We start from the raw sequence: 21,641 nt of genomic DNA on the forward strand, positions 1-21,641 counted from the left end.
GAGCGGGCGCATGGATCATCGATCGGATACCGCCTGTTCCGTCACGATCGACCCTTCCGGATCTCTCGTCGGCGCGGCCTAGATGACGTGAGATCATTCCGTCACCCCCTTCCCGCTCGAACGATGACATCGAAACCGTTTCCCTCCATGGAACCGACAACCGGCGGCCGGAATTCGCCTCCCCTGCCGCCCACCGCAAGCGCGTGGATCCTGTTCGGCGCAGGCGCGATGGCGTTGCTCTTCTCTCTAGCGATGCAGTCCTGGATGTGGCAGGTCGTGTTCGGACTGCAGCCTGTGGCGCCCGGGGGCGGCGAATTCATGGTGGGCCTTTTCATCGGACTGCCGGCTCTTCTGATCGCCAGTCTCCTGCTGGGGCTCACGGTGGCACGTCGAGCCTGGCGATCGAGAGCCTCGTGGATTCTGTTCTTTCTTTCGGATGCGGTGCTGTTCGCGTGGATCGCCCTGTTCGTCCGGGACGGTCTGAAATGATGCGCCGCACGCACCAGCCCGAGCGCTCGACATGCCGATCGTCCATCTGATCCGCCACGCGCGCCCTGCAGCGGCGTGGGGCGAGGACCCCGATCCCGGACTCCATGCCTTGGGCCTGGATCAGGCGGAGGCCACGGCTCGCGCCATGGCGCTGGCGCCGGATCCGCTCCCGATCTATACGAGCCCGCTGCGCCGTTGCCGGGAAACCGCCCGGCCGCTGGAGCGCAAGTGGGACCGCGCCGCGACGGTATTGCCCGCCTGCGCGGAGATCCCGGCGCCCCCGCTGGATTCGTCCGCGCGCAGGACATGGCTTGACCAAGTCCTGGCTGGCACGTGGGCGGAACTGGATGCGTCACGGGAAGCTGGATGGCCCGACTTCGCTTCGTGGCGCCTGACACTCTTGCGCTCGCTGGAGGCCCTGGACGGCGAATCCGTGGTCTTCACCCATTTCATCGCGATCAACGTGGTGGTCGCCCACGCACTGGGCCGCGACGAGGTCGTCTGCTTCCGGCCGGACCATGCCTCCATCACGACGGTGGAGTTCACCCCTGGCGGTATCCGGATCGTGTCGTGGCGACCAGGGGATTACCTCGGTTCTCACCTGATGCCGCACCGGACTTGCGCTTGACCGGGCCGTGATTCCGTCCGCGGTGTCCGGGCCGTGACCGATCCGTTGAACTTCCTCATCGCAGGACCCGCCCTGCAGGCCTGATCTGCATCCGCTGCCACCCCGGCACTGGTCGCGCATGGCGCGCCGTCGCGGCTCGCAGCATTGCCTCGCGCGTCCCAACTCCTGCTCGTCATGCCGGTTCGGCTCGGGTCGCCGCCACGGAGTGCACAGCACGGCCTGCACGGGCTTGCGTTCCTGTGAATTTTCCCTATGCCGCAAGAAAGATCGGCGCTAGGTTACGCATGACCGGCCCGTGCCCGTTGCGGTGCCGCCCCCCCGCTGCCCTTCGACAAACGCGCCAGCAAAGGAGAACCCATGTCCATCAAGAACTGTCTTCGTACCCTGTCACTCGCCCTTCCGGGACTTCTTGCAGGAGCCGGCAGTGCGTTTCCGGCAACTTCGTCCATCACCGTCGACGCGAATCTGCCAAACGGCCAGTTGATCGATGCAGCGAGTTTCGAATGGGGAGTGAAAGCAACGTTGGTCAATGGTAACGGCAGACCCGGGCCAATCCCGGTCGTGGACAAGATCTCCTGGACGCAGGGCGTCGACACCACCTTGGGGACGCTTTGGAACCGGATGCTCGTAGGTTCCGCCCAGTCCCGTCCGGAGAAGGTCGACTTCAGTCAGCCCGGCACCACCGGCGTCAAGCCGTACCTCTCCATCGCGACGGAATATTCGCGCGTGACGGACATCGACCTGCGCACGGACACGGCGACCGTTTCCGAAGATTTCGTCGCGATTACGATGACGTACGACCCCGCCGGCCTCGGCCGGGAGGGCCAGAAGTCAACGGCCGGGTACAACGTGGCACTCGAAACGGGGACGTCTCCGGCCGCAGCCAAGGTAACCGCGTTCACTGGAACGCAGCCGGCGGCATTTCCCGGCGGCGAAACCAGCATCTATGCCCGGCTGGGAGGTCCGAGCGACTTCATCCCGGGCGCAAGCCAGGCGGCAGGGTACGAGAACTGGATCAAGCTCGATACCGTGAACATGACGGCAGCGCTTGTCAGCACTGCTCAGCCCGGAGGAGAGAGGACGGCCCCCGCATTCGACGGACTGACCTGGACCCAGACAGTGGACTCTTCCACGCCTTACATTCTTTCGCAGATCCCCGTCGGCCCGGAGACTTCCTATGCCACCCTGGAGTTCGTCAAGGACGCCGGTGCGGGACCGGTGACGTTCATGCAGATCACTCTGAGCGACGTGCTGTTCACGCAACTGGATCTCGCTGCGGGTCAGGAGTCGCTCGCCAGCGCGGAAGTCTCCATGTCCTTCGGGGAGTTCAAGCAGACCGTATGGAATCTCAACGCGGATGGCACAAGGGCCGATTCGCGGACCACCGGTTACGACATCATCAAGGGCAAACCCTCCACGGATCTCACCGCGCCCGACATTCCCGGCTTCGGCAAGGGAAATCTGGCGCCACTCGCTCCGGCCGGATTCGCCGCCGTCGCGCTGTCGGTCCCCGAACCTGGGACGTGCTTCCTGACGCTGGCGGGGATCTGTGCGCTGAGCTTCGCGGTCCGGGCCCGGCCGGGCCGGGCCGTCTGACCGGCGCGCCCTCCGCGCACTTGCGGAACCCGTGCGACATGGCCCGTCAGGTGACTGGCAGTGCAGTCGTCTGCGCACCGACCACCGAAACCCACCGCCCAAAGACAGGCCCACATCCGGTCCATTCGAGGTCCGGCCGCGGACGCGCAGTGTGCGCAGCCAGCCCCGCGAACGAACCGCCCTCTCTTGCAGGAGACATCATGCGTAGTCCGACGATTCACCGAACCGTCCTGGCCTTTCTGTTCCTGGTCCTGACCCATGCGGGGGCAGAGGCAACCCCTGCGGGCATCGAGATCGATCTTCGGCCCGGCATCCCGAACGCTGTCCCGGCAGCGAGTCTTGCATGGGGGGCGAAGGCATCCTTACTTGCTCATGGCGAAACCCGAGTGACACTGGAGCCGATCCGCTGGACCCAGAGCATCGATACTTCGGTGCCACGCTACTGGGATTCCCTCGTGGAAGGGACCGTGCTGACCCCGAGAGGATCCTTGAGCCTCCTTGATCCGGACCATGCAGGCAGCAACCCCTATTTTTCACTGGCGCCCGCGAACGTCGCCATCGCGAAGTTGGATCAATCCGCGGACACTGCTTCGGTCGCCGCGCACTATTCGTCCATCGACATCGTGTACGACCCGGCCGCACGCGGTCTGTCCGGTACTCCCGTTGTCCAGAGCTTCGACGTGACCACAGGACGGTCGGATGACCTCCTCCGCTCTTCGGCGGAGACGTTCTCCGGTACCCGCGCCGCCGCTGATCCTGGCGGAACGACGCGCATCTACATGCGACTTGATCGTGGAGACGAATACTATGTCTCGGGCGAAAGCGTCGCCGCGGGTTACGAGAACTGGATCGAACTGGATTCGGCCGACATGGCTCTCGGCCCTCTTTCCGGTACCCTCGGAGAGGTCGAGAATCTGAGGTGGACCCAGCAGTTCGACGGTTCCGTGCCGTTCATGCTGAACCGGTTGCTGACGGGCGAACGGGCGCGGGGTGTCGTGGAATTCGTCAAGGATGCGGGAGCCGGGCCTCTCACATTCATGCAATTGATCCTGGACGAAACACACATCGTCGCACTGGCCATCGAAGCCGCCGGGAGCGAACTGGCAACGGTATCCGGGACCCTCGAGTTCTTGCGTTACCAGCGCACCACCTGGGCGATCAACGAAGACGGCACTCGCGGCGCGGCGTTCTCGGTCGGCGTCGATCTCTCCACCAGCAAGTTGATCGATAAAAATCTGCCGATAACGGACGTTGCCGTTTTCGGACACGGCAATCTGGCGCCGGCAGTACCGGAACCCGCCTCATGGATGCTGCTGTGCGCGGGACTCGCCGCGCTCCTGCTCGCTGCCCGGCACAGGATCGGTATGCCGCGAACGGCGAGTGCCAGCACAAGGCGAACCCTCGCGGAATCCCTCCGGGACTAGCCATTTGCGAGTGCCACGCCTTGCCGGATTCGTGCCACCATCCGGGGACCCGCAACCGTGGCTCCCCCTCCCGATTTCCCGAGGGTGGGAGCCATGAGGCCGTCCGCCTGAGGCGAAGCACAACGGCACCCGATGATCGGACCCGGTGACGACGACCCCTTCGATCTGCAGCGTTTCGTCGATGCGCAGGCCGCGTGCTATGGGCGGGTCGTCGCCGAATTGACGCGCGGACGAAAGGAGTCCCACTGGAGCTGGTTCATCTTCCCTCAGCTGTCCGGTCTCGGCTCGAGTGCCATGGCGGCCCGGTACGCCATCAGCTCGCTCGCGGAGGCCTCGGCGTATCTGGATCATCCGATCCTCGGCGCAAGGCTGCGGGAGTGTGTCAGTGCGATGAACCGGCACGAAGGCACCGGCGCGGAGTACATCCTCGGTCACGTCGATGCGTTGAAGTTCCGGTCGTGCCTCACGCTGTTCCTGGAGATCTCCGAGCCGGATCCTGCGTTCCGGAAGGCGCTGGAACAGTTCTTCGGCGGTGAACCCGATGCCATGACCCTGTCCCTTCTCGGGGCGCGACGCGAGGAAAGCCGGCCATGAAATGGATCTATCTGGGCATTGCCATCATGGCGGAAGTCGTCGCCACGTCCGCACTCAAGGCCGCGGAAGGATTCACGAAGCCTTGGCCCTCCGTCGTGGTGTGCATCGGCTATGCATGCGCGTTCTATTTCCTGTCGCTGACCCTGCGATTCATTCCTGTCGGTATCGCCTACGCCATCTGGTCCGGGGTCGGTGTGTTGCTGGTGACGGCGATCGGATGGCTCGTCTGCGGGCAGACCCTCGACGCCGCCGCCATCGCCGGGCTGGTGCTGATCGTGGCCGGGGTCATCGTGCTTAACGTCTTCTCGAAGTCGGTGGCACACTGAGGAACCCTTGCGGGGCTGCCGTCAGGAGTCGCCTGCCCCGCGAAACTCGAGGAAAAGGATCTCATGCAGGACGCCAGGAACATCACTCAGCACTACGCACGCCAGCATGATCTCCTGACCCGCCTCAAGGCAGCACTCGTCGCCGACGGAGCCGACCCGGACCGTCCGACCATCGACGCGCTCGCGCCGTACGACCAGTTCCATGGCCGGGGCATGGAGGCGACGCTCGAGATTGCGGCACTGATGGAAGCCGAAGCCGCCCATCACCTGCTCGACGTGGGCAGCGGCATCGGCGGGCCCGCGAGATTCTTCGCGGACCGCATTGGCTGCCGGGTGACGGGCATCGATCTCACGCCCGAGTTCTGTGAGCTGGCCACGCACCTCACGCGGCTCACCGGGGCTCGAGGACCGGGTGCGCTTCGAGGTCGGCAATGCCTTGTCCATGCCCTTCTCAGGCGGTACGTTCGATGTGGCCTACTCCATGAACGTCTCCATGAACATCGAGGACAAGCCGGGTCTGTACGCGGAGATTCGCCGAGTCCTGAAACCCGGGGGCTGGCTCATCCTGTCGGAGCTCGCACGCGGCACCGGCGGCATGCTGCAGTATCCGACCCCCTGGGCCGCGTCGGAGGCGACGAGCTTTCTTGCGACCCCGGACGAAACGCGCGAAGGTCTCACGGCAGCAGGATTCGACGTGGTGCTCATGCGCAGTACCCGAGACGCGACGCTCGAGTTCGGCGCGCGTTCTCGCGCCATGGTGGAGCGCGGAGAGAAGGCTCCGCACCGCTCGGTGATGCTGATTCACGAAGATCTCGCGAAGACCGCCATGGCCAATACCGCGCGCGGCGTGGCTGAGGGCGCGATCGAGCCGGTCGAGATCCTGGCAAGAAAGCGGCACTGAACCGGGCTATCCTGTGCCATCACGGAAAACCGGTCGGGAGGACACACCATGAATTCTGCGCTGGCATTCGACCACGTTCACCTCATCAGCCACGACGCCCGGGCTACGGCGCGGTGGTACTGCGAGATGTTCGGCGGAGAGATCTCCAACGAGCAGGAGAACCTTCGCGGCGCACCACAGATCGACGTGCGCGTGGGTGGGATGACGATCGTCGTGCGCGGCTCGCGTCCCGGCGAGTCACCGGATGCGACGAAGCCGATGCAGCACTTCGACGGCTTTTCCAGTCACGACGAATGGGGCACCGATCACTTCGGGTTCACCTATCGCGGCGATCTGCGTGCGTTCTGCGATGAACTGAAGCGCAAGGGCGTGCGCATGGCGGTCGAGCCGTGGGAGTTCAAGCCGGGGATGGTGCTGTGCTATGTCGCCGCCCCTGACGGGGTCAGCATCGAACTGATCCAGACAGCCTGATCCGGAGCAGCCGGCCCCGCGCGGCCGTCACCGGTCGGGTCATTGCAGGAGTCGGTCGGGCCTCCCCGCGCAGCCTCGTATCTCCAGCAGGAGGGCGTCATGCGAATCGAACTGGATCACACGATCGTCCCTGCACGGGACCGGATCGCAGCGGCAAGACAACTGGCCTCACTGCTCGACGTTCCCTGGGCCGAGACTTCTTTCGGGCTGTTCTCCCCCGTCTACGTGAACGACGGCCTGACGCTGGATTTCATTCAGACTGACGATCCGTTCCCGGTCTACCATTTCTGCTTCCGCGTGAACGATCAGGACTTCGATGGGATCCTCGCCCGGCTGCGGACCGCCGGGATTGCCTATCGGAGTGCCGTTCGTGGGCCGAACGACAGCAAGGTGAACACGGACCATGGCGGGCGTCTGGTGTACTGGAACGCACCGGAAGGTCACCAATGGGAAATGCTGACGGTCAGCTACGCTCGGAACACCACGCCCGGGTGACGTGAACGTGTGCCTCGGGAACAGGGATACGGCAGCCATGACGCAGGAGGATCAAGCATGAGCGCTTCGACGGAAACCTCCCGTGCGGAGGCCCTGATCGACGAGTACTGCGCCGCGTGGAGCGCACCCGATCCGGCGCAACGGGCGGAAGTGCTCGCGCGCGTGTGGTCCCACGGCGCCACGTACACGGATCCGAAGGTGCACGCGCCCTCTGCCGACCGGTTGCTGGATCACATTGCCGGAGTGCTTGCCGGACGCCCAGGCGCAAAGGTGGTACGGACCAGCCGGGTCGACATGCATCACGGGCTCGGCAGATTCTCCTGGCAGGTGGTCCAGGCTGACGGCACTGCATTGCCGGAAGGTCTCGACCTCGTGGAATTCACGGAGGACGTCACGCGCATCCGCCGCATCGTGGGGTTCTTCGGACCATTGAAGCGGGACTGACGGCGCAGTCCGCGGCCCGCGACGCGCACCGGTCCCGGGACCCCGCTCGTCCTCCGCATCAAACGATCTTCACGAATCGATCAGACCTTTCTCAGGAGCGCCTCCATGGACATCTATCACATATGGTGCAATCTCAAGCCCGGCGTGAGCGACATGGCGTTCGTCGAGCACCTGGAGAGTTACCTCGGACGTCTGAGGGAAGAGCAACAGCTCGCGGCGTTCCGCATCACCCGATGCAAGCTCGGTTTTCGTCCACCCCAGCTGCGCGAGTTCCACATCATGCTCGAGTTCAACGACATGACGCAGATGCAGGCGGCGTTCGATCAGGTTTCTTCACGCGCAGATCCTGTGGAAAGCCTGCATCATGCCGTCAACTCGCAAGTGCAGGACATCTTCTTCGCGCTGTACCGGGATTTCCCCGACGAAGGCCGGGTGACGGGACAGGAAAAGTTCTGATTCGGGAGAGGCAGACCCCGCCCAGCTCGCGTGGGGCGGGCACGAATTCGAAGATTCGGTGGTCCGGCGTCACGCCGGCATTCGAACGCGTCTTGCCGGGGGTCGTCGAAACGGGACCCATCACTTCCGGAGCCGCCCATGGCCAGCCTCAATGCCGTCGAACTCAAGACTTTCGTCCCCGCGCGGGATTTCCGGCTCAGTCTGCTGTTCTACCGTGACCTCGGCTTCGAAGTGCCGTGGGAAACGGAGGAACTGGCTTCCCTGCGCATGGACCGGGTCAGCTTTCTCCTGCAGAACTTCTATGTGAAGGAGCTTGCCGAGAATCTCATGCTCCACCTGCTCGTCGATGACGTCGACGGGTGGTGGCAAAGCATCTCGACGAAGCGCATCGCCGAGCGCTATTCGGTGCGATGCCAGCCGCCCCAGCTTCGTCCATGGGGCATGCGCGATTTCACGATGCTGGATCCGTCAGGCGTGCTGTGGCGTATCGGACAGACGGCGTCCGACGAATGAGCGCCCGTTCTCCCGGAAACTTCGCGTGCGAAGGATGTCGATCCAGGCTGAAGCCGTTCGACAAGGAATCAACGGACGGACGTCCGTGACCCGCCCTTCATTCAGGAGACCGCCATGCCTGCGCTTCGTACCATCGCTCCCTGCCTCTGGTTCGACCATCAGGCGGAGGAAGCCGCCGCCTTCTACGTTTCGATCTTTCCGGGCTCACGCATCGGCCGCATCGCACGCTACGGCGAGGCGGGTCACGAATTCCACGGCAGGGCCGCCGGTTCGGTGACGACCGTGGAGTTCGAACTCGACAACCAGCCCTTCACCGCCCTGAACGGCGGCCCCGCTTTCAAGTTCAGCGAGGCCGTTTCGTTCCAGATTCTCTGCGATACGCAGCAGGACATCGATCACTACTGGGGCCGGCTGACCGAGGGTGGGGACATGCAAGCGCAACAGTGCGGCTGGCTCAAGGACCGGTACGGCCTGTCGTGGCAGGTCGTGCCTGCCGCAGTGATTCAGATGATGTGCGATCCGGACCAGGAAAGGCGGGACCGTGTCATGAACGCGATCCTTCCCATGAAGAAACTGGTGATCGCGGAACTCGAACGCGCGTTCGAAGGTTCGTAGCGTCCCCCATTCGCAGGTGTCGCAGAGCGATCGAGAAATGCTCAGACGGGCATGCCTCCCAGGGCGACTGTGGCCGCCACGCACCATCCCACGACCCACAGTGCCGACACCCGCCATGCCACGAGCAGCACGAAGCCGACGATGGCGATGGCGACGTCCGCCGGGCTCTTCACCGCCGATACCCAGATGGGGTCGTAAAGAGCTGCGCCCAGCACGCCCACCACGGCAGCATTGACCCCGGCCACGGCGCGCCCCGCGGCGGGGATCGAGGTGAGGCGGCTCCAGAAAGGGAGTACGCCCGCCACCAGCAGAAAGCCGGGCAGGAAGATGGACGTTACCGCGATCAGCGCCCCGCCAACGACGGTGGCGTCCGCCGTCAATCTGCCACCCAGATAGGCAGCGAAAGAGAACAGGGGACCGGGAAGCGCTTGCGCCGCGCCGTAGCCGGCAAGGAACTCGTCGACCGTCAGACCGCCCTGCCGCACCAGACCTTCTTCCAGCAGGGGAAGAACCACGTGGCCGCCGCCGAACACGAGCGCACCTGCCCGGTAGAAGGGCTCGGCAACGGCAAACGGACCGCCGAAGGCTCCGGCCAGTACAGGCAGGAGAATGAGCAGCAGCAAGAAGACGAGAAGCAGGACCGCGCCGGTGCGCGCACCCTCTCGCGAGTGCGCTTCGATGGGCGCGATCGCGGCGCCTTCCTTCAGAAACCACCACCCCCCGAGGGCGCCCAGTCCGATCGCGATCAGCTGCATCCATGGCGTCGATGCGAGCAGCAGCAACGCGGCGGCCCCTGCAGCGATGCTCGCCCGGCGCGGCTCCGGACAAAGCTGCCGGGCCATTCCCAGCAGTCCGCTGGACACCACCGCAAGAGCCACCAGCTTGAGCCCGTGAACGACCGAGCGGCCGACTCCTCCTTCGATCCCCGGGATCAGAAACGCGAGCCCCAGCATGAGCAACGCGGATGGCAATGTGAAGCCGACGAACGCGGCGACGCCGCCCCACCACCCTGCACGCAGAAGGCCCAGCGAAAATCCGAGCTGGCTGCTCGCGGGACCGGGAAGGAACTGGCACAGCGCCATCAGTTGCGCGTAGCGTTCCCCGTCGATCCAGCGGCGCTGCTCCACCAGCGCGCGCCTGAAGTACACGAGATGCGCGACCGGTCCGCCGAAGGACGTGACCCCGAGCCGCAGGAATGTCGTGAACACTTCACGCGCCGTGCCGGCCGGGACGGTGTCCGCAGAATCGCTTTGCGCAGGAACCGAGGATGTCATCGACAACAGGGGGCGGTGGAGCGAAGGCATGATGGTACGCCACTCCCGGCCACCCCATGCCCCATGCGGTCCACGCCATCCCCTTGCCCCGTGGGTTCGCGGTCCGGCGCCGAAGCCTGCCTTGTCCGCGACACGACCACCGGCCTGCGCCGGCGGGCGTGTCAGGCTGCAGTGGGGACGATCAGAAGGAACGACGACGCGCAACGGCGGCCATCAGAACCAGACCGGCCGCCATGAGGGCATAGGTTTCGGGTTCGGGAACGGGGGCCAGCGTATAGCGGAACAGGCTCAGATGGGCATCCAGTTCGTTCGCATCGGGCTCGACGATCATCTCGACGAACATTTCTGCACCGCCGCCGGGCAGCGCGCGCAGCGCGATGCCTTCGGTTTCGTTGAAGGCATTCGGCGCCTTCGGCAACTGGAAGAGTTCGTCCACGTGACCTGTCGCGAGGTCCATGCGGTATACCGACTTGGTCGAGTCGTGCGCGGACATGTACAGCGCGCCGTCGTACACCTTGGCGCCCTGGATGTTGCGCAGCGAACGGTCCATGGTCAGCGTGTGGCTGAAGCTCCAGTCTTCCAGGTTGTACACGTTGATCGTGTTGCCGTTCTTCCACTCCTTGCCGTAACCCAGGCCGGCCGCGCCGTCCACGGCAACCCAGCTCGCAACGTCGTCGTGAGGATTGCTGGGCGCACCGTTCAACTGATAGAGCTTGCCCGTGTAGCTGAGATCCGATGCATTGAACAGGGCCACGTGGCCGTTCTGGTAGTCGCCCACTTCAGAATCGAGAGACGCGTAGAGGATTCCGTTGTAGACATCGCTGTCACCGACGTGGTCGAAACCCTGGGAAGCCAGTTCTGCCGGGATGCCGGTGTTGATGGTCGCAGGCAGTGATACGGATCCGGTGCGTTGCAGCGAGTTGAAGTTCGCGTCGGTCCGCTCGAGTCCATACTGCCAGGTGAAGATCCATTCGTTGCCGTTGGGCGCGATGCCTTGCGTGCGGTACAGGCCGGTCATCTGGCCTTGATAGATCGGGTACTGGACTTCGGACTGGAACTGCCAGTTCTCCACGGCCGCGTGTGCCTGGAAGGAAAGCGCGACGGTGCTGGCCGCGAGCATGCTGCGAACGAGCGACATTTTTTTGGCTCCTGCGACGGTTGTGGGGTTCAAGGTCATGGCTCTCGGCCTGACATGCCGCACGTTATCGAACCGACGTTTCACCGCATCGCGAAGCCTCTGCGTCTTTCGGATCAGCTGTCGCGGTTAACCCGCCCGCAGAACCAGAGCGGAATCCTGGTCTACGCATGGCGGGAGCACGACCCTCTTCGGGCCTTCCGCCTCTCGGACCGATTCGAGGACTGCAACGCGGGACATCGGCATCGTGCGACAGTTGGGCACGCCGCGACCACTGCGCGGGCGACATGCCGGAAGCGGGTTCCGGCTTTGTTCCGCCGACCGTGGTGGACGGCCGGGTCTATCGGGCCACGCAGGCGGGGACCGTCGTGGTCTACGGCGCGATCGAGCGCCGCGAGTGTGCGTGCACTGAAGCGCCTCTCCTCCCGCCCACGCTGCAGTTCTGAATCAGGACGTTCAATGGAAGACGCGGCCGGCGTCGATGGCAAGCGTCTGACCCGTGATGCTGTCCGTGCGGCAGAACGTCACCACCTGATCGGCCACATCGTCCTTGTCGGCCGCGCGCTTGAGCAGCGCCCCGTCGCGGGACCGCTGGCGGTAGGCGGGATCCAGATTGGACGTGGCGCGCGTATCTTCGAGATAGCCCGGTGCGACGCAGTTGACCAGGATGTCCGGCGCGAGCCCGACCGCCATGCACCGGGTCAGGTGAATCAGCCCTGCCTTCGACACGGCATACGGAATCGATGAACCCGAAGGCGCGAGGCCAGCCACCGAGGCGATGTTCACGATGCGCCCACCGCCTTGCCTGCGCATGTGTGGAACGACTGCCTTCATGCAAAGCATCGGACCGGTCAGATTGACCGACAGGATCTTCTGCCAGTCATCGAGCCCGAGCGCGTCGAGGTCGTTGAACGGGATCCATTTGTTGTAGGCAGCATCGTTGACGAGGATGTCGATCCGGCCGAAATGTTCGCCGACGGCGTTCACCATGGCGTCGACCTGAGCAGGATCCGACACATCACAGGCGAAGGGTTGCGCGCGCGCGCCTTCCGCGCGCAAGGCCGCCGCCACCTCCCCTGCACCCGCCATGTCTCTCGCGCACACAACGGCAACGTCGCAGCCAGCCGCAGCCAGAGCGGCACAGATCCGGCGGCCCAGGCCGCCGTTGCCACCGGTGACGATGGCCACCTTGTCCTTCACGTCCATATCCGTCTCCTTTGATGCGCTGCCCCGACATCCACTCGCTCTCGGGACAAGCGGGTCACTGACCGGCCGAAGAATACACGTGCGTTCCAGGGCTTCCAGAAAGCGAAAAAGCCGGGCTCGAGAGCCCGGCTTTCGCCGATGTGGACTGCGCCGGGACTTACAGCCAGTACACGAACACGAACAGGATCAGCCACACCACGTCCACGAAGTGCCAGTACCAGGCCACGGCGGAGAACGCGAAGTGGTTCTCCGGCTTGAAGTGGTCGCGCATGGAGCGAACCAGCATGACGATCAGCATGATCGTGCCCAGCGTGACATGGAAGCCGTGGAAGCCGGTCAGCATGAAGAACGTGGCGCCGTACACCCCGCTCTTGAGGGTGAGGCCGAGTTCGGAATAGGCCGTGTGATATTCGTGGACCTGGAGCATCAGGAACACGACACCCAGCGCCACCGTCATGGCAAGACCGAGGACGAGCTGGTTCTTCTTGTTGGCCATCAGTCCCCAGTGAGCCCAGGTCAGCGTCGCGCCGGACGTCAGCAGGATGAGCGTGTTGATGGCGGGAATGCCCCAGGCGCCCATGGGCGTGAACGCCGGGCCCTTCGGGCCGCTGGTGGGCCAGTTCCCTTCGTAGCCGGGATAAGGCGTGAACTGCGGATCGAAGTGGGAGAGTTCCGGAACGGAGATGACCCGCACGTAATAGAGCACGCCGAAGAACGCGGCGAAGAACATCACCTCCGAGAAGATGAACCACACCATGCCGAGCCGGAACGAGCGGTCTTCCCAGTTCTTGTAGAGCCCTGACAGATTCTCCGCCACCACAGCCCCGAACCACGCGAAGACCACGTAGATGATCGCAGCGGCGCCGGCGAGCATCGAAACGAGGCCCGCCCCGACGGCGTTGATCTTGAGGATGAAGCCGAGCGCGAGGAAGAAGATCCCCAGCGAAAGCAGCATCGAATACTTGCTGGAATCCGGTACGAAATAACGATTGTGGGTGGCGGTGCTCATCGGGTTCCTCCAGAAATTCGCTTCGCTGTATCTGTGTATGGGGTGGGATTCATCAGTCCGCCCGGGCGCGAGGCTCGACGGGGTAGAAGGCATAGGAAAGCGTGATGGACGTATCCTTGGCCGGCAGTTCGGGACTCACGTAGAACGTGACGGGCAGTTCGCGCGTCACACCCGGTTCCAGCGCCTGCTGCTTGAAACAGAAGCAGTCGATCTTGTGCAGATGGGCGGCCGCGCTTCCGGGACTCACACTCGGCACCGCCTGACCGATGATGGTCGTGTTGGTCGGATTCCTCACGCGGTACTTGGTCGTGACGATCTCGCCGGGATGGACGACCAGCGAGTTCTCGGTCGGCTCGAAGGTCCAGCCCGCACCCGGCATGGCCGTGCTCATGAGTTCCACGGTCACCCAGCGGTTCCGGTCGACCCCCACCGGCCGGTCGGCCGCGGCTCTGGCATCGACCGGCTTGCCGCCGATGCCAGTTACTCTGCACAGGACGTCATACAGCGGAACCAGCGCGAATCCGAACCCGAACGCCGCCACGGAAATCACGGCGAGCCAGCGCGCGATACGTGCGTTGGAACGACGATGGCGTGGGGTATCCGGGGTATTGGTCATTTCAGAACGGACGGAACTGCCACAGGGCCAGCCCGAAGATCACGAGCGCGATGGCCCCGATTCCGAAGGCAAGCGTGACGTTGCTGACACCGCCACGGCCGGCGGGCGAATCACCCGCCTGACAGTGAGGCCCTGCATCCTGCCTCGATGCTGTCATCGAGTGGTCGCGCCGAACTGGGGCTGCTCGTCGAACGTGTGGTAAGGCGCCGGCGAGGGCACGGTCCACTCGAGACCCTGCGCGCCTTCCCAGGCGCGGCTCTCGGCCTTCTTGCCGCCTCGCGCAGCCTGGACGACGACGAGCAGGAAGACGAGATGGGAAGCGCCAAGGATGAACGCGCCGATGGAGGACAGCATGTTGAGATCGGAGAACTGCAGCGCGTAGTCGGGAATCCGGCGCGGCATGCCGGCCAGGCCCAGCATGAACTGCGGGATGAAGGTGAGGTTGAAGCCGATGGCCACCAGCCAGAAGTGCAGCTTGCCCAGCGACTCGTTGTACATGTGGCCGGTCCACTTGGGCAGCCAGTAGTACACGGCCGCGGCCATCGCTCCCATGACGGGCGTAGGATACAGAGCGTAGTGGAAGTGGGCGACGAGGAAGTACGCGTTGTGGTATTGCGCATCGGCAGCGGCGTCCGCCAGAACCAGCCCGGTGAGGCCGCCCCAGCCGAAGAACACCACGAAACCGAGCGCGAACAGCATGGGCGTCTCGAGGCTGATGGAACCACGCCAGAACGTCGAGATCCAGCAGTAGAACAGCACCGCCAGAGGCAGGGAGATGAGCATGGTGCTGTACATGAAGTACAGCTGTCCGCCGGTGGACATGCCGCTCGTGAACATGTGGTGCGCCCATACGATGATGGACAGCCCGGCGATCGCGATCATCGACCAGACCTGGGCCTTGTAACCGAAGGTGTCCTTGCGGGAGAAGCAGGAGATGATGTGCGGAACCACGCCGGCGATCGGCAGGAGCAGCACGTACACCTCGGGGTGTCCCATGAACCAGAAGATGTGCTGCCAGAGGACGGGGTCACCGCCGCCGGCCGCATTGAAGAAGTGAGTGCCGAAGTGCCGGTCCATCAGCATCATCGTCACGCCACCCGCCAGAACGGGCATGATGAAGATCAGCAGGATCGCGGTCAGGAGGAAGCCCCAGGCGAACAGCGGCATCTTCCACATCGTCATGCCGGGCGCGCGCATGTTGACGATGGTCACGATCACGTTGATGGACGCGAGGATCGACGACATGCCCAGCATGTGGACCGCGAAGATCGTGAAGTCCATGCCCCAGCCGGCCTGGATCGACAATGGCGCATACATCGTCCACCCGGTGTCGGCACCGCCGGTGCCCACGCCCGCGAGACCCAGGATGAAAGGGATCACGAGCAGGACAGCTGCCGGCGGCAGAATCCAGAAGCTCCAGTTGTTCAGTCGGGGGAGCGCCATGTCCGGCGCGCCGATGACCATCGGCAGCATCCAGTTGGCCAAGCCCGTGGCCGCGGGCATCGCCGCGCCGAACACCATGATGAGGCCGTGAAGCGTGATGAGCTGATTGAAGAGCTCGGGCTTCACCACCTGCAGGCCGGGCATGAACAGCTCGGCGCGCACCATGAGGATCATCGCTCCGCCCGTCAGCAGCATGACGAAGGCGAAGATGAGGTACATCGTGCCGATGTCCTTGTGGTTGGTCGTCACGAGCCACCGTGTGAATCCGGCGGGGTGGCCATGGTGGTGGCTGTCGTGCCCTTCTATGGTCGTCGCAGTCATTGCGTTCTCCTGTCCTGGATCCGTACCTGTGTCAGCGCATCTTCTTCACGACGGCGGGCTGGACGGCATCGCCAGTCTTGTTGCCGAAGGAATTGCGCTCGTATGTCACGACCGACGCGATATCGGCGTCGCTCAGGGTTTCGCGGAAGGCCTGCATGGCGGTGCCGGTCTTGCCGTTCAGCACGCGATCCAGATGACCGTCCTTGACGAGGTGGCCGTCGCTGTCGACGTACGGACCGGTGGCGATCTTGCTGCCGGCCAGCGCAGGGAACGCGGGCGGCATGCCCGATCCGTCCGGCTTGTGGCAGGCGGCGCAGGTCTTCTCGTAGACCTCCTTGCCGTGAGCCATCAGTTCGTCCTTCGTCCATTCCTTGCCGGCGGATTCCGCAGCAGCGACCTGGACGGCCTTCTGCTCGTCGATCCACTTGCGGAACTCTTCTTCGGGCACGGCCTTCACGACCACGGGCATGAAGCCGTGATCCTTGCCGCACAGTTCCGCACACTGGCCCCGGTAGATGCCGGGCTTCTCGATGGTCGCCCAGAACTCCCGCAGGAAGCCCGGAATGGCGTCGCGCTTCACGCCGAACGCGGGCACCCACCAGCTGTGGATCACGTCCGTGGACGTGGTGATGAAGCGGATCTTCTTGCCAACGGGAAGAACGACGGCGTTGTCGACTTCGAGCAGGTAGTTCTCGCCCTTGGGCTGCTGATTGTGGATCTGCTCCTGCGGGGTCGTGAGGACGCTCACGAACTTGACGTTGTCCGCCGGATACTCGTATTGCCACTTCCACTGGCTGCCCGTGACCTTGACGACCATGTCGGCGTTCGTCTTGGTGTCCTCGTAGGCCAGCACCGCGTGGTAGGCCGGAATGCCGAAGATCACGTAGTCGATGAAGAGCAGGCCCGCGAACGGCGCCAGGGTGAAGAACACCTGCTTGCCGCCCTTGGGGCCGGTGAACGTGGCCGCCTTGTAACCCTTGCTCTTCCGATGCGTGAACACCGAGTAGAGCACCAGGGCCAGCACCACGAAGAACAGCGTCGAGGCGATCAGCATGAAGAGGTTGTGCACGTGCGCGGTGTCTTCCGCGACGGGCGTGACCGCCTCGGGCAATGTCCACCCTCCAAACGCCTGTGCGGACAGACACGCAGCCAACGCGGCGAAGCCTGCCGTGGCGGGCCGACGCAATCGATTCATTCCTCCTCCCATGATGTGCACCTCAGTGATACGCAGTGCCGACCCACGACTGCAGATGCTGCGCGAGCGCAGCCTTTCGATCCGCAGAGGCGAGCCAGCCGATTTCGATCTGTTTGCCGTGCGAACGCACCCACAGGCGGGGAGCGTTCCGACGGCCTTCGCCACTGACGACCAACCTGGCCCAGTAACGGTTGAACTCCGTGCTGAACAGGCGTCCTGCCGTGCACGTTTCGATGATCAGGCGGTCGCCCTGAACGAGGACCCGCTCGAAATCACCGTCCTGCACGTGGATGCAGGCCAGCAGCCAGACGAAGGAAAGGGAGACGGCACCCGCGAAGACGACAACGGGCCATGCGCCGATCCATGCGAACACGACAGCCACGAGGGCGGGGGAGGCGATGGCACAAACGTGACCGATACGGCGCCCGGCGTCCCGGGCATAGGCATCCCGGCGATAGGCGGTAAAGCAGAATTCGGACGTTTGCGCTGAATCCATGGTGCGATTCGGCGATTCCGCTGCCCGGCCGTTCACAGCCGAAGCCCGACAGCAACAGCACGCGGGCGCGCACCCATGGGGTATCGAGCCCGCCGCTTGCAACCGGACGGAACCACCTTGGTCAGCCGCGTACCCATCGCCAACAAATGGCTGATGTGCCGCGACTTCCTTTTGACTCCCGACGTTTACTGCGTTTCTGACGGGGCTCGCCGATACGGCTTGGCGTCCCCTTCCCTGTGGGTCGGTAAGGTAGTGGCAGGCGCCTTCACGTGCTTGTCTATTCGTGACTCGTTTTTGTCGAAATACGCCAGACCACCCCGTGACGGCTGGGGAAAAGTGCAGTCGCGCTCCAGGGAGGGGCCGGTGTCCATGACACCGCGTGCCTCCTAGGACGGATCGGACGCGGAGCGGCCCGCGCGCAATGCGCTGGGGGTGGTGCCGAAGCGCTTGCGGAAGGTGCGGCTGAAATGCGCCTGATCGTTGAATCCCCAGGAATAGGCGATCTCGCCGATGGTGCGCGTGCTGGCCGCGTCCTGGGACAGTTCCTGGAAACAGCTGTCGAGCCTCTGTTCCAGGATCCACTGGGTCAGGGACACCGTGTCCTCGGAGAACAGGCGGTGCACGTGCCGAGCCGACAGACCGACGCTCCGGGAAATGAAGGCGATGTCGAGCGCGGGGTTGCGCAACTCCTTCTCGACCAGTTTTTCGATCCGGTCGCGATGATGCTGGTCCCGTTTGGAGGTCACGCGCGAACCGAAATGTCGCCGCAGTGAACCGTTGAGCAGTTCGACCACGGTATCCGTCGTCTTGATGTTCTCGCGCGTATCCAGCGATTCGTGAAACCGGGCCAGCGCGGTCACGAAGGCGACGAACAGTGCGGGCGACTCGGCTGTCGCATCCATCCGGACGACGTCTCCCGCGCTGCGGCGGCGCTGGAACGCAGGCAGTCGATGGCCCGGAACGCCCACCGCCACGAGTCTGAAGGTGCCGGGAAACTCCAGATCCACTGCCTTGCCAGTGTCCAGCACCCCCAGGCTGCCCGGCTCGAGACCGACGGGTTCACCGCCGCTGCGCACGATGCACCGGCCCGAAACAGGCACCAGTGCGACGAGTTCGGGGCCGTCCCCGGTCATGGCGCAGGAGAGGGTGAACGCCTCCCCTCGAACTGCATGAGCCGGATCGCGCCGAAGGAATGCGTCCGGGCGACGGCCTGGAAATCGTGGCCGGCATGGGGGAAGACCCGGAGCTCCGCGCAGAAGAACTGGAGCATCATGCGCTGCCAGTGTTCGATGCGGTGATCGGGCGGAAGGGCTGAGGTATCGACGACGTGGCACATGAATCGGACGGTATGGTACCCGTCACAGGCTCGCGCTCACCAGCAGTTTTCCGAAAGTGCCTTTCCCGGAGGGTGGCCGTATTCTCCTCCTTGCGGGCAGGGCGATCGCCAACGCCCCGGCCCCTGTCATCGAGGCGATCCCATGCTCACCCGACCCTGGTCCTTTCCGCTCGAAGGCGGATGCACCTGCCGGCTGGTCCGTTACCGGATGGAGACCGAACCGCTGTTCGTCCATTGCTGCCACTGCCGCTGGTGCCAGAGGGAAACCGGAACTTCGTATGCGCTCAACGCGCTGATCGAGTCCGACCGGGTGACCATCGCGAGCGGCAGTCCGGAACTCGTGGACACCCCGTCGGCGAGCGGCAGGGGGCAGAAGATATTCCGCTGCCCTCGGTGCCACGTGGCGGTCTGGAGCCACTACGCGGGGGCGGGACCGCTCGTCCGTTTCGTGCGCATCGGAACGCTGGACGAGCCCGACGCGCTGGCACCCGACATCCACATCCATACCGAATCGAAGCAACCTTGGGTGGTGCTGCCGCAGGACACACCGGCGGTGTTCCGGTACTACGATCGCGAGGAGATGTGGCCGGCCGCGAGCCTCGCTCGACGACGGGCGCTTCTGGGTCGAGCGGCTGGAGGCTGAGGCAGATGGCTGTCGCCCCGCGAGACCCCGGGCCGCGCCGTCGGCCCGAAGTCTCTCCTCCTGCGGTGTCAAAGGTGGAGAAGACGATCCGTACGCGCGGCATGGCGTTCTTGCGAGCCCGCCATCGCGGACCAGTGCCGACGGACCCAGTCGAAGGAGTGTTGCCATGCGTTGCCCCACCGGGATGCCGGCGTCCGCACGTCCTTCACGTGGAGCGTGGCCGTCCCTTCGAGCGACTGGATGACCGCCAGACCATCGCCGCTCAGGCGAGTGCGCTCTCCGGGTCCGAGCACGACATCGCTGGCATCGCCCGCCTGGGTGATCCAGACGTGGCCCCGCAGGACGTCGACGGCAAGTTCGCCGGGCTCATCCAACGCCACGGCATGGTTCTGCCGTATGCGGAAGTGCTGATCGAGCTGTCGCTGAACTTTCATGGCGCCTCCTTGATGCATGAGTGGCAGGCATGGCATAAACCGCAAGTGCTGGTCGTTTGCCAGCGCCTGATGCGTTGCAGTATCGGAGGATGGATGGGTCGAAACAAACGGATTGTCTGCATCCGTCTCATGCATTTATCGCATGCGTAGCCGGCGCTATGAAGTCCCGCCGCTGGATCAGCTGCTCGCCTTCGAGGCCGCAGCCCGGCATCTGTCGTTCACCCGCGCCGGAGAGGAATTGTTCCTCAGCCAATCGGCAGTCAGCCGGCAGATCCAGGCACTGGAGTCCGACCTCAATGCGCGTCTGTTCGAGCGGCGCACTCGGGCGCTGCGCCTTACCGAGCAGGGGACTGCCCTGTACCGCGTCGTGCAGACGGTGCTGCAGCAACTGCACGAGACCGCTCGCAGAGTGCGCGGCAGCTCGAGCGTGCGCACGGTCACGGTGACGACAACGCCCGGTTTCGCTGCCCTCTGGCTGATCCCTCGGCTGACCGGATTCACACGCGGCAATCCGGGCATCGACGTGAGAATCTCCGCCGCCAACGAGTTGCTGGACATCGAACGCTCCGGCGTGGACGTGGCGATCCGCTACGGCCCTGTGGACAACGCGCGCGGGCTTCCGCAATTGTTCGGAGAAGTGATCTTTCCGGTGTGCGCGCCGTCCCTGATCGCGGATTCATCGCGGCCGCTGCGCGAACCAGCGGATCTGCGCCATCACACTCTGCTCTCCATGGACGACACGCGGGCGGCGTGGCTCGACTGGGAAGTCTGGTTCCATGCGCTCGGTCTGGGAGACCTGCCCGCGGACGCCGCGCGCCTGCACTTCAGCCACTACGACCAGCTGATCCAGGCGGCTGTAGGGGGCCAGGGGATCGCGCTGGGCCGCCATCCGCTCGTTCACACGCTTCTGGCCGACGGCCGACTGCGGGTTCCGTTTCACCGGGACGTCGTGTCTTCGCGCACCTACTACATGCTGCAGTCGTCGGCCACGCGTTCGCAGCCCCATGTGCAGGCGTTCGTCGCCTGGCTGATGGAAGCGGCCGAGCCGGAGCGCCGCGCTGCGGCTGCTTGCGCGTCCGGCGACGCGGCCTCCCCATGAGGCGGCACGGTCCGGCCCGCCGAGGGGCGATCGATCCGTGCGCATCGCGAAGGCCCCCGCACCGCGCCCAGGGCGTCCACCGGATTCGTTCCGGGGCGCGCGCCCGCAGGCGGACGGGTGAGTTATCCTGCCCCGGTCTCGCCGCCGCTCCTGCCGGGACGCCGAGGGAATCCTGCGACATTGATCACCGCTGAGAAAATCCGGACCTACGCCGCCTTCGCCGGCGACGCGGATGCGTGGGCCCGGCAGCCTGCCCGGCGACGCGCCGGCATGACCGATGCCGACTGGCGGTCGATCGACGAGCTGCTTTCGGGTCTGGTATCGGCCGGCACCGGCCTTGCCTCGGCCGCATTCCGTCAACGGATCGAGGCTCTTCTGATGGGGGAAGTGGCGGACGAAGCCGCTCGCGAAGCGCTCCGTGAGCTCGCGATGCGGTCGGGGGCCCGCTGATGGACAAGGCCGGCGGGGACGCTGCGGCCATT

The 21,641-nt window shown here is 64.7% G+C and carries 28 protein-coding genes and 1 pseudogene; 18 read left to right on the top strand and 11 right to left on the bottom strand.

What is annotated here, in order from left to right:
* Nucleotides 1–123 precede the first annotated feature (123 nt).
* From IPK20_22820 to IPK20_22885, 14 genes and pseudogenes are all read left to right on the top strand, one after another.
* The gene (locus tag IPK20_22820; GenBank protein ID MBK8019221.1) at nucleotides 124–489 is read left to right on the top strand and encodes a hypothetical protein; all 366 of its coding nucleotides are present in this window, start codon (nucleotides 124–126) and stop codon (nucleotides 487–489) included.
* A 31-nt stretch (nucleotides 490–520) separates the two neighbouring features.
* Entirely contained in the window at nucleotides 521–1,117 is a 597-nt protein-coding gene (locus tag IPK20_22825; GenBank protein MBK8019222.1) for a histidine phosphatase family protein, read from the top strand.
* A 357-nt stretch (nucleotides 1,118–1,474) separates the two neighbouring features.
* On the top strand, nucleotides 1,475–2,713 hold the full coding sequence (locus tag IPK20_22830; protein MBK8019223.1) for a type VI secretion system tube protein Hcp: 1,239 nt from the start codon (nucleotides 1,475–1,477) through the stop codon (nucleotides 2,711–2,713).
* A gap of 200 nt (nucleotides 2,714–2,913) precedes the next feature.
* Nucleotides 2,914–4,137 (top strand): type VI secretion system tube protein Hcp, encoded by a 1,224-nt coding sequence (locus IPK20_22835; GenBank protein MBK8019224.1) that lies wholly within the window; start codon nucleotides 2,914–2,916, stop codon nucleotides 4,135–4,137.
* Nucleotides 4,138–4,269: 132 nt separating this feature from the next.
* Nucleotides 4,270–4,731, top strand: a complete 462-nt coding sequence (locus tag IPK20_22840) for a DUF1810 domain-containing protein (protein MBK8019225.1) — start codon at nucleotides 4,270–4,272, stop codon at nucleotides 4,729–4,731.
* Nucleotides 4,728–5,057, top strand: coding sequence for a QacE family quaternary ammonium compound efflux SMR transporter (locus IPK20_22845; protein ID MBK8019226.1), 330 nt, complete (start codon nucleotides 4,728–4,730; stop codon nucleotides 5,055–5,057). Before IPK20_22840 ends, IPK20_22845 begins: the two co-directional genes overlap by 4 nt.
* Nucleotides 5,058–5,120: 63 nt before the next feature.
* A pseudogene (locus tag IPK20_22850) lies at nucleotides 5,121–5,447 on the top strand (class I SAM-dependent methyltransferase).
* A gap of 46 nt (nucleotides 5,448–5,493) precedes the next feature.
* Nucleotides 5,494–5,958: a methyltransferase domain-containing protein gene (locus IPK20_22855; GenBank protein ID MBK8019227.1), complete on the top strand. Its 465-nt coding sequence runs from the start codon at nucleotides 5,494–5,496 to the stop codon at nucleotides 5,956–5,958.
* Nucleotides 5,959–6,006: 48 nt separating this feature from the next.
* On the top strand, nucleotides 6,007–6,429 hold the full coding sequence (locus IPK20_22860) for a VOC family protein (GenBank protein MBK8019228.1): 423 nt from the start codon (nucleotides 6,007–6,009) through the stop codon (nucleotides 6,427–6,429).
* A gap of 99 nt (nucleotides 6,430–6,528) precedes the next feature.
* The gene (locus tag IPK20_22865; protein ID MBK8019229.1) at nucleotides 6,529–6,924 is read left to right on the top strand and encodes a VOC family protein; all 396 of its coding nucleotides are present in this window, start codon (nucleotides 6,529–6,531) and stop codon (nucleotides 6,922–6,924) included.
* Between the two features lie 57 nt (nucleotides 6,925–6,981).
* Nucleotides 6,982–7,368: a nuclear transport factor 2 family protein gene (locus IPK20_22870; protein ID MBK8019230.1), complete on the top strand. Its 387-nt coding sequence runs from the start codon at nucleotides 6,982–6,984 to the stop codon at nucleotides 7,366–7,368.
* Nucleotides 7,369–7,473: 105 nt separating this feature from the next.
* A complete protein-coding gene (locus IPK20_22875; protein MBK8019231.1) occupies nucleotides 7,474–7,824 on the top strand; it encodes a hypothetical protein in 351 nt (116 codons plus the stop codon).
* 138 nt (nucleotides 7,825–7,962) lie between these two features.
* Entirely contained in the window at nucleotides 7,963–8,337 is a 375-nt protein-coding gene (locus IPK20_22880; protein ID MBK8019232.1) for a glyoxalase, read from the top strand.
* A gap of 114 nt (nucleotides 8,338–8,451) precedes the next feature.
* Nucleotides 8,452–8,952, top strand: a complete 501-nt coding sequence (locus tag IPK20_22885) for a VOC family protein (GenBank protein ID MBK8019233.1) — start codon at nucleotides 8,452–8,454, stop codon at nucleotides 8,950–8,952.
* Between the two features lie 41 nt (nucleotides 8,953–8,993).
* Here IPK20_22885 and chrA read toward each other — a convergent pair whose 3' ends face one another.
* Complete coding sequence (chrA, locus tag IPK20_22890) at nucleotides 8,994–10,226, bottom strand: chromate efflux transporter (protein ID MBK8019234.1); 1,233 nt, start codon at nucleotides 10,224–10,226, stop codon at nucleotides 8,994–8,996.
* 181 nt (nucleotides 10,227–10,407) lie between these two features.
* Nucleotides 10,408–11,364 carry a PEP-CTERM sorting domain-containing protein gene (locus tag IPK20_22895; GenBank protein MBK8019235.1) on the bottom strand — a complete coding sequence of 319 codons (957 nt, stop codon included), beginning with the start codon at nucleotides 11,362–11,364 and terminating at the stop codon, nucleotides 10,408–10,410.
* Nucleotides 11,365–11,648: 284 nt separating this feature from the next.
* Between IPK20_22895 and IPK20_22900 the strand changes: the two genes are divergently transcribed.
* Nucleotides 11,649–11,807: a hypothetical protein gene (locus IPK20_22900; protein MBK8019236.1), complete on the top strand. Its 159-nt coding sequence runs from the start codon at nucleotides 11,649–11,651 to the stop codon at nucleotides 11,805–11,807.
* A 10-nt stretch (nucleotides 11,808–11,817) separates the two neighbouring features.
* Here IPK20_22900 and IPK20_22905 read toward each other — a convergent pair whose 3' ends face one another.
* The 8 genes from IPK20_22905 to IPK20_22940 all read right to left on the bottom strand — a co-directional run bounded on the left by IPK20_22905 (nucleotide 11,818) and on the right by IPK20_22940 (nucleotide 18,780).
* Entirely contained in the window at nucleotides 11,818–12,567 is a 750-nt protein-coding gene (locus tag IPK20_22905) for an SDR family oxidoreductase (protein MBK8019237.1), read from the bottom strand.
* A gap of 157 nt (nucleotides 12,568–12,724) precedes the next feature.
* A complete protein-coding gene (locus IPK20_22910; GenBank protein ID MBK8019238.1) occupies nucleotides 12,725–13,576 on the bottom strand; it encodes a cytochrome c oxidase subunit 3 in 852 nt (283 codons plus the stop codon).
* A gap of 52 nt (nucleotides 13,577–13,628) precedes the next feature.
* Nucleotides 13,629–14,192: a cytochrome c oxidase assembly protein gene (locus IPK20_22915; GenBank protein MBK8019239.1), complete on the bottom strand. Its 564-nt coding sequence runs from the start codon at nucleotides 14,190–14,192 to the stop codon at nucleotides 13,629–13,631.
* Between the two features lies 1 nt (nucleotide 14,193).
* Nucleotides 14,194–14,349: a hypothetical protein gene (locus tag IPK20_22920; GenBank protein ID MBK8019240.1), complete on the bottom strand. Its 156-nt coding sequence runs from the start codon at nucleotides 14,347–14,349 to the stop codon at nucleotides 14,194–14,196.
* The gene (locus IPK20_22925) at nucleotides 14,346–15,956 is read right to left on the bottom strand and encodes a cbb3-type cytochrome c oxidase subunit I (protein ID MBK8019241.1); all 1,611 of its coding nucleotides are present in this window, start codon (nucleotides 15,954–15,956) and stop codon (nucleotides 14,346–14,348) included. The genes IPK20_22920 and IPK20_22925 overlap by 4 nt, the downstream gene beginning before the upstream one ends.
* A 31-nt stretch (nucleotides 15,957–15,987) precedes the next feature.
* Nucleotides 15,988–17,151 (bottom strand): cytochrome c oxidase subunit II, encoded by a 1,164-nt coding sequence (gene coxB / locus IPK20_22930; GenBank protein ID MBK8019242.1) that lies wholly within the window; start codon nucleotides 17,149–17,151, stop codon nucleotides 15,988–15,990.
* A gap of 22 nt (nucleotides 17,152–17,173) precedes the next feature.
* Nucleotides 17,174–17,647: a DUF2244 domain-containing protein gene (locus IPK20_22935; GenBank protein ID MBK8019243.1), complete on the bottom strand. Its 474-nt coding sequence runs from the start codon at nucleotides 17,645–17,647 to the stop codon at nucleotides 17,174–17,176.
* 386 nt (nucleotides 17,648–18,033) lie between these two features.
* Entirely contained in the window at nucleotides 18,034–18,780 is a 747-nt protein-coding gene (locus tag IPK20_22940; GenBank protein MBK8019244.1) for a helix-turn-helix domain-containing protein, read from the bottom strand.
* Between the two features lie 345 nt (nucleotides 18,781–19,125).
* Between IPK20_22940 and IPK20_22945 the strand changes: the two genes are divergently transcribed.
* A complete protein-coding gene (locus IPK20_22945; protein ID MBK8019245.1) occupies nucleotides 19,126–19,626 on the top strand; it encodes a GFA family protein in 501 nt (166 codons plus the stop codon).
* A gap of 68 nt (nucleotides 19,627–19,694) precedes the next feature.
* On the opposite strand, the gene IPK20_22950 is transcribed toward IPK20_22945, so the two are convergent.
* On the bottom strand, nucleotides 19,695–20,060 hold the full coding sequence (locus IPK20_22950; GenBank protein MBK8019246.1) for a DUF2917 domain-containing protein: 366 nt from the start codon (nucleotides 20,058–20,060) through the stop codon (nucleotides 19,695–19,697).
* A 142-nt stretch (nucleotides 20,061–20,202) separates the two neighbouring features.
* Here IPK20_22950 and gcvA point away from each other — a divergent pair, with 142 nt between their 5' ends.
* Together gcvA and IPK20_22960 are read left to right on the top strand one after the other, a co-directional pair.
* Nucleotides 20,203–21,159: a transcriptional regulator GcvA gene (gene gcvA, locus IPK20_22955; protein MBK8019247.1), complete on the top strand. Its 957-nt coding sequence runs from the start codon at nucleotides 20,203–20,205 to the stop codon at nucleotides 21,157–21,159.
* 180 nt (nucleotides 21,160–21,339) lie between these two features.
* Nucleotides 21,340–21,609 (top strand): hypothetical protein, encoded by a 270-nt coding sequence (locus IPK20_22960; GenBank protein MBK8019248.1) that lies wholly within the window; start codon nucleotides 21,340–21,342, stop codon nucleotides 21,607–21,609.
* The last annotated feature ends 32 nt before the right edge of the window (nucleotides 21,610–21,641 follow it).

The organism is Betaproteobacteria bacterium (assembly GCA_016713305.1).
Lineage (GTDB): Bacteria > Pseudomonadota > Gammaproteobacteria > Burkholderiales.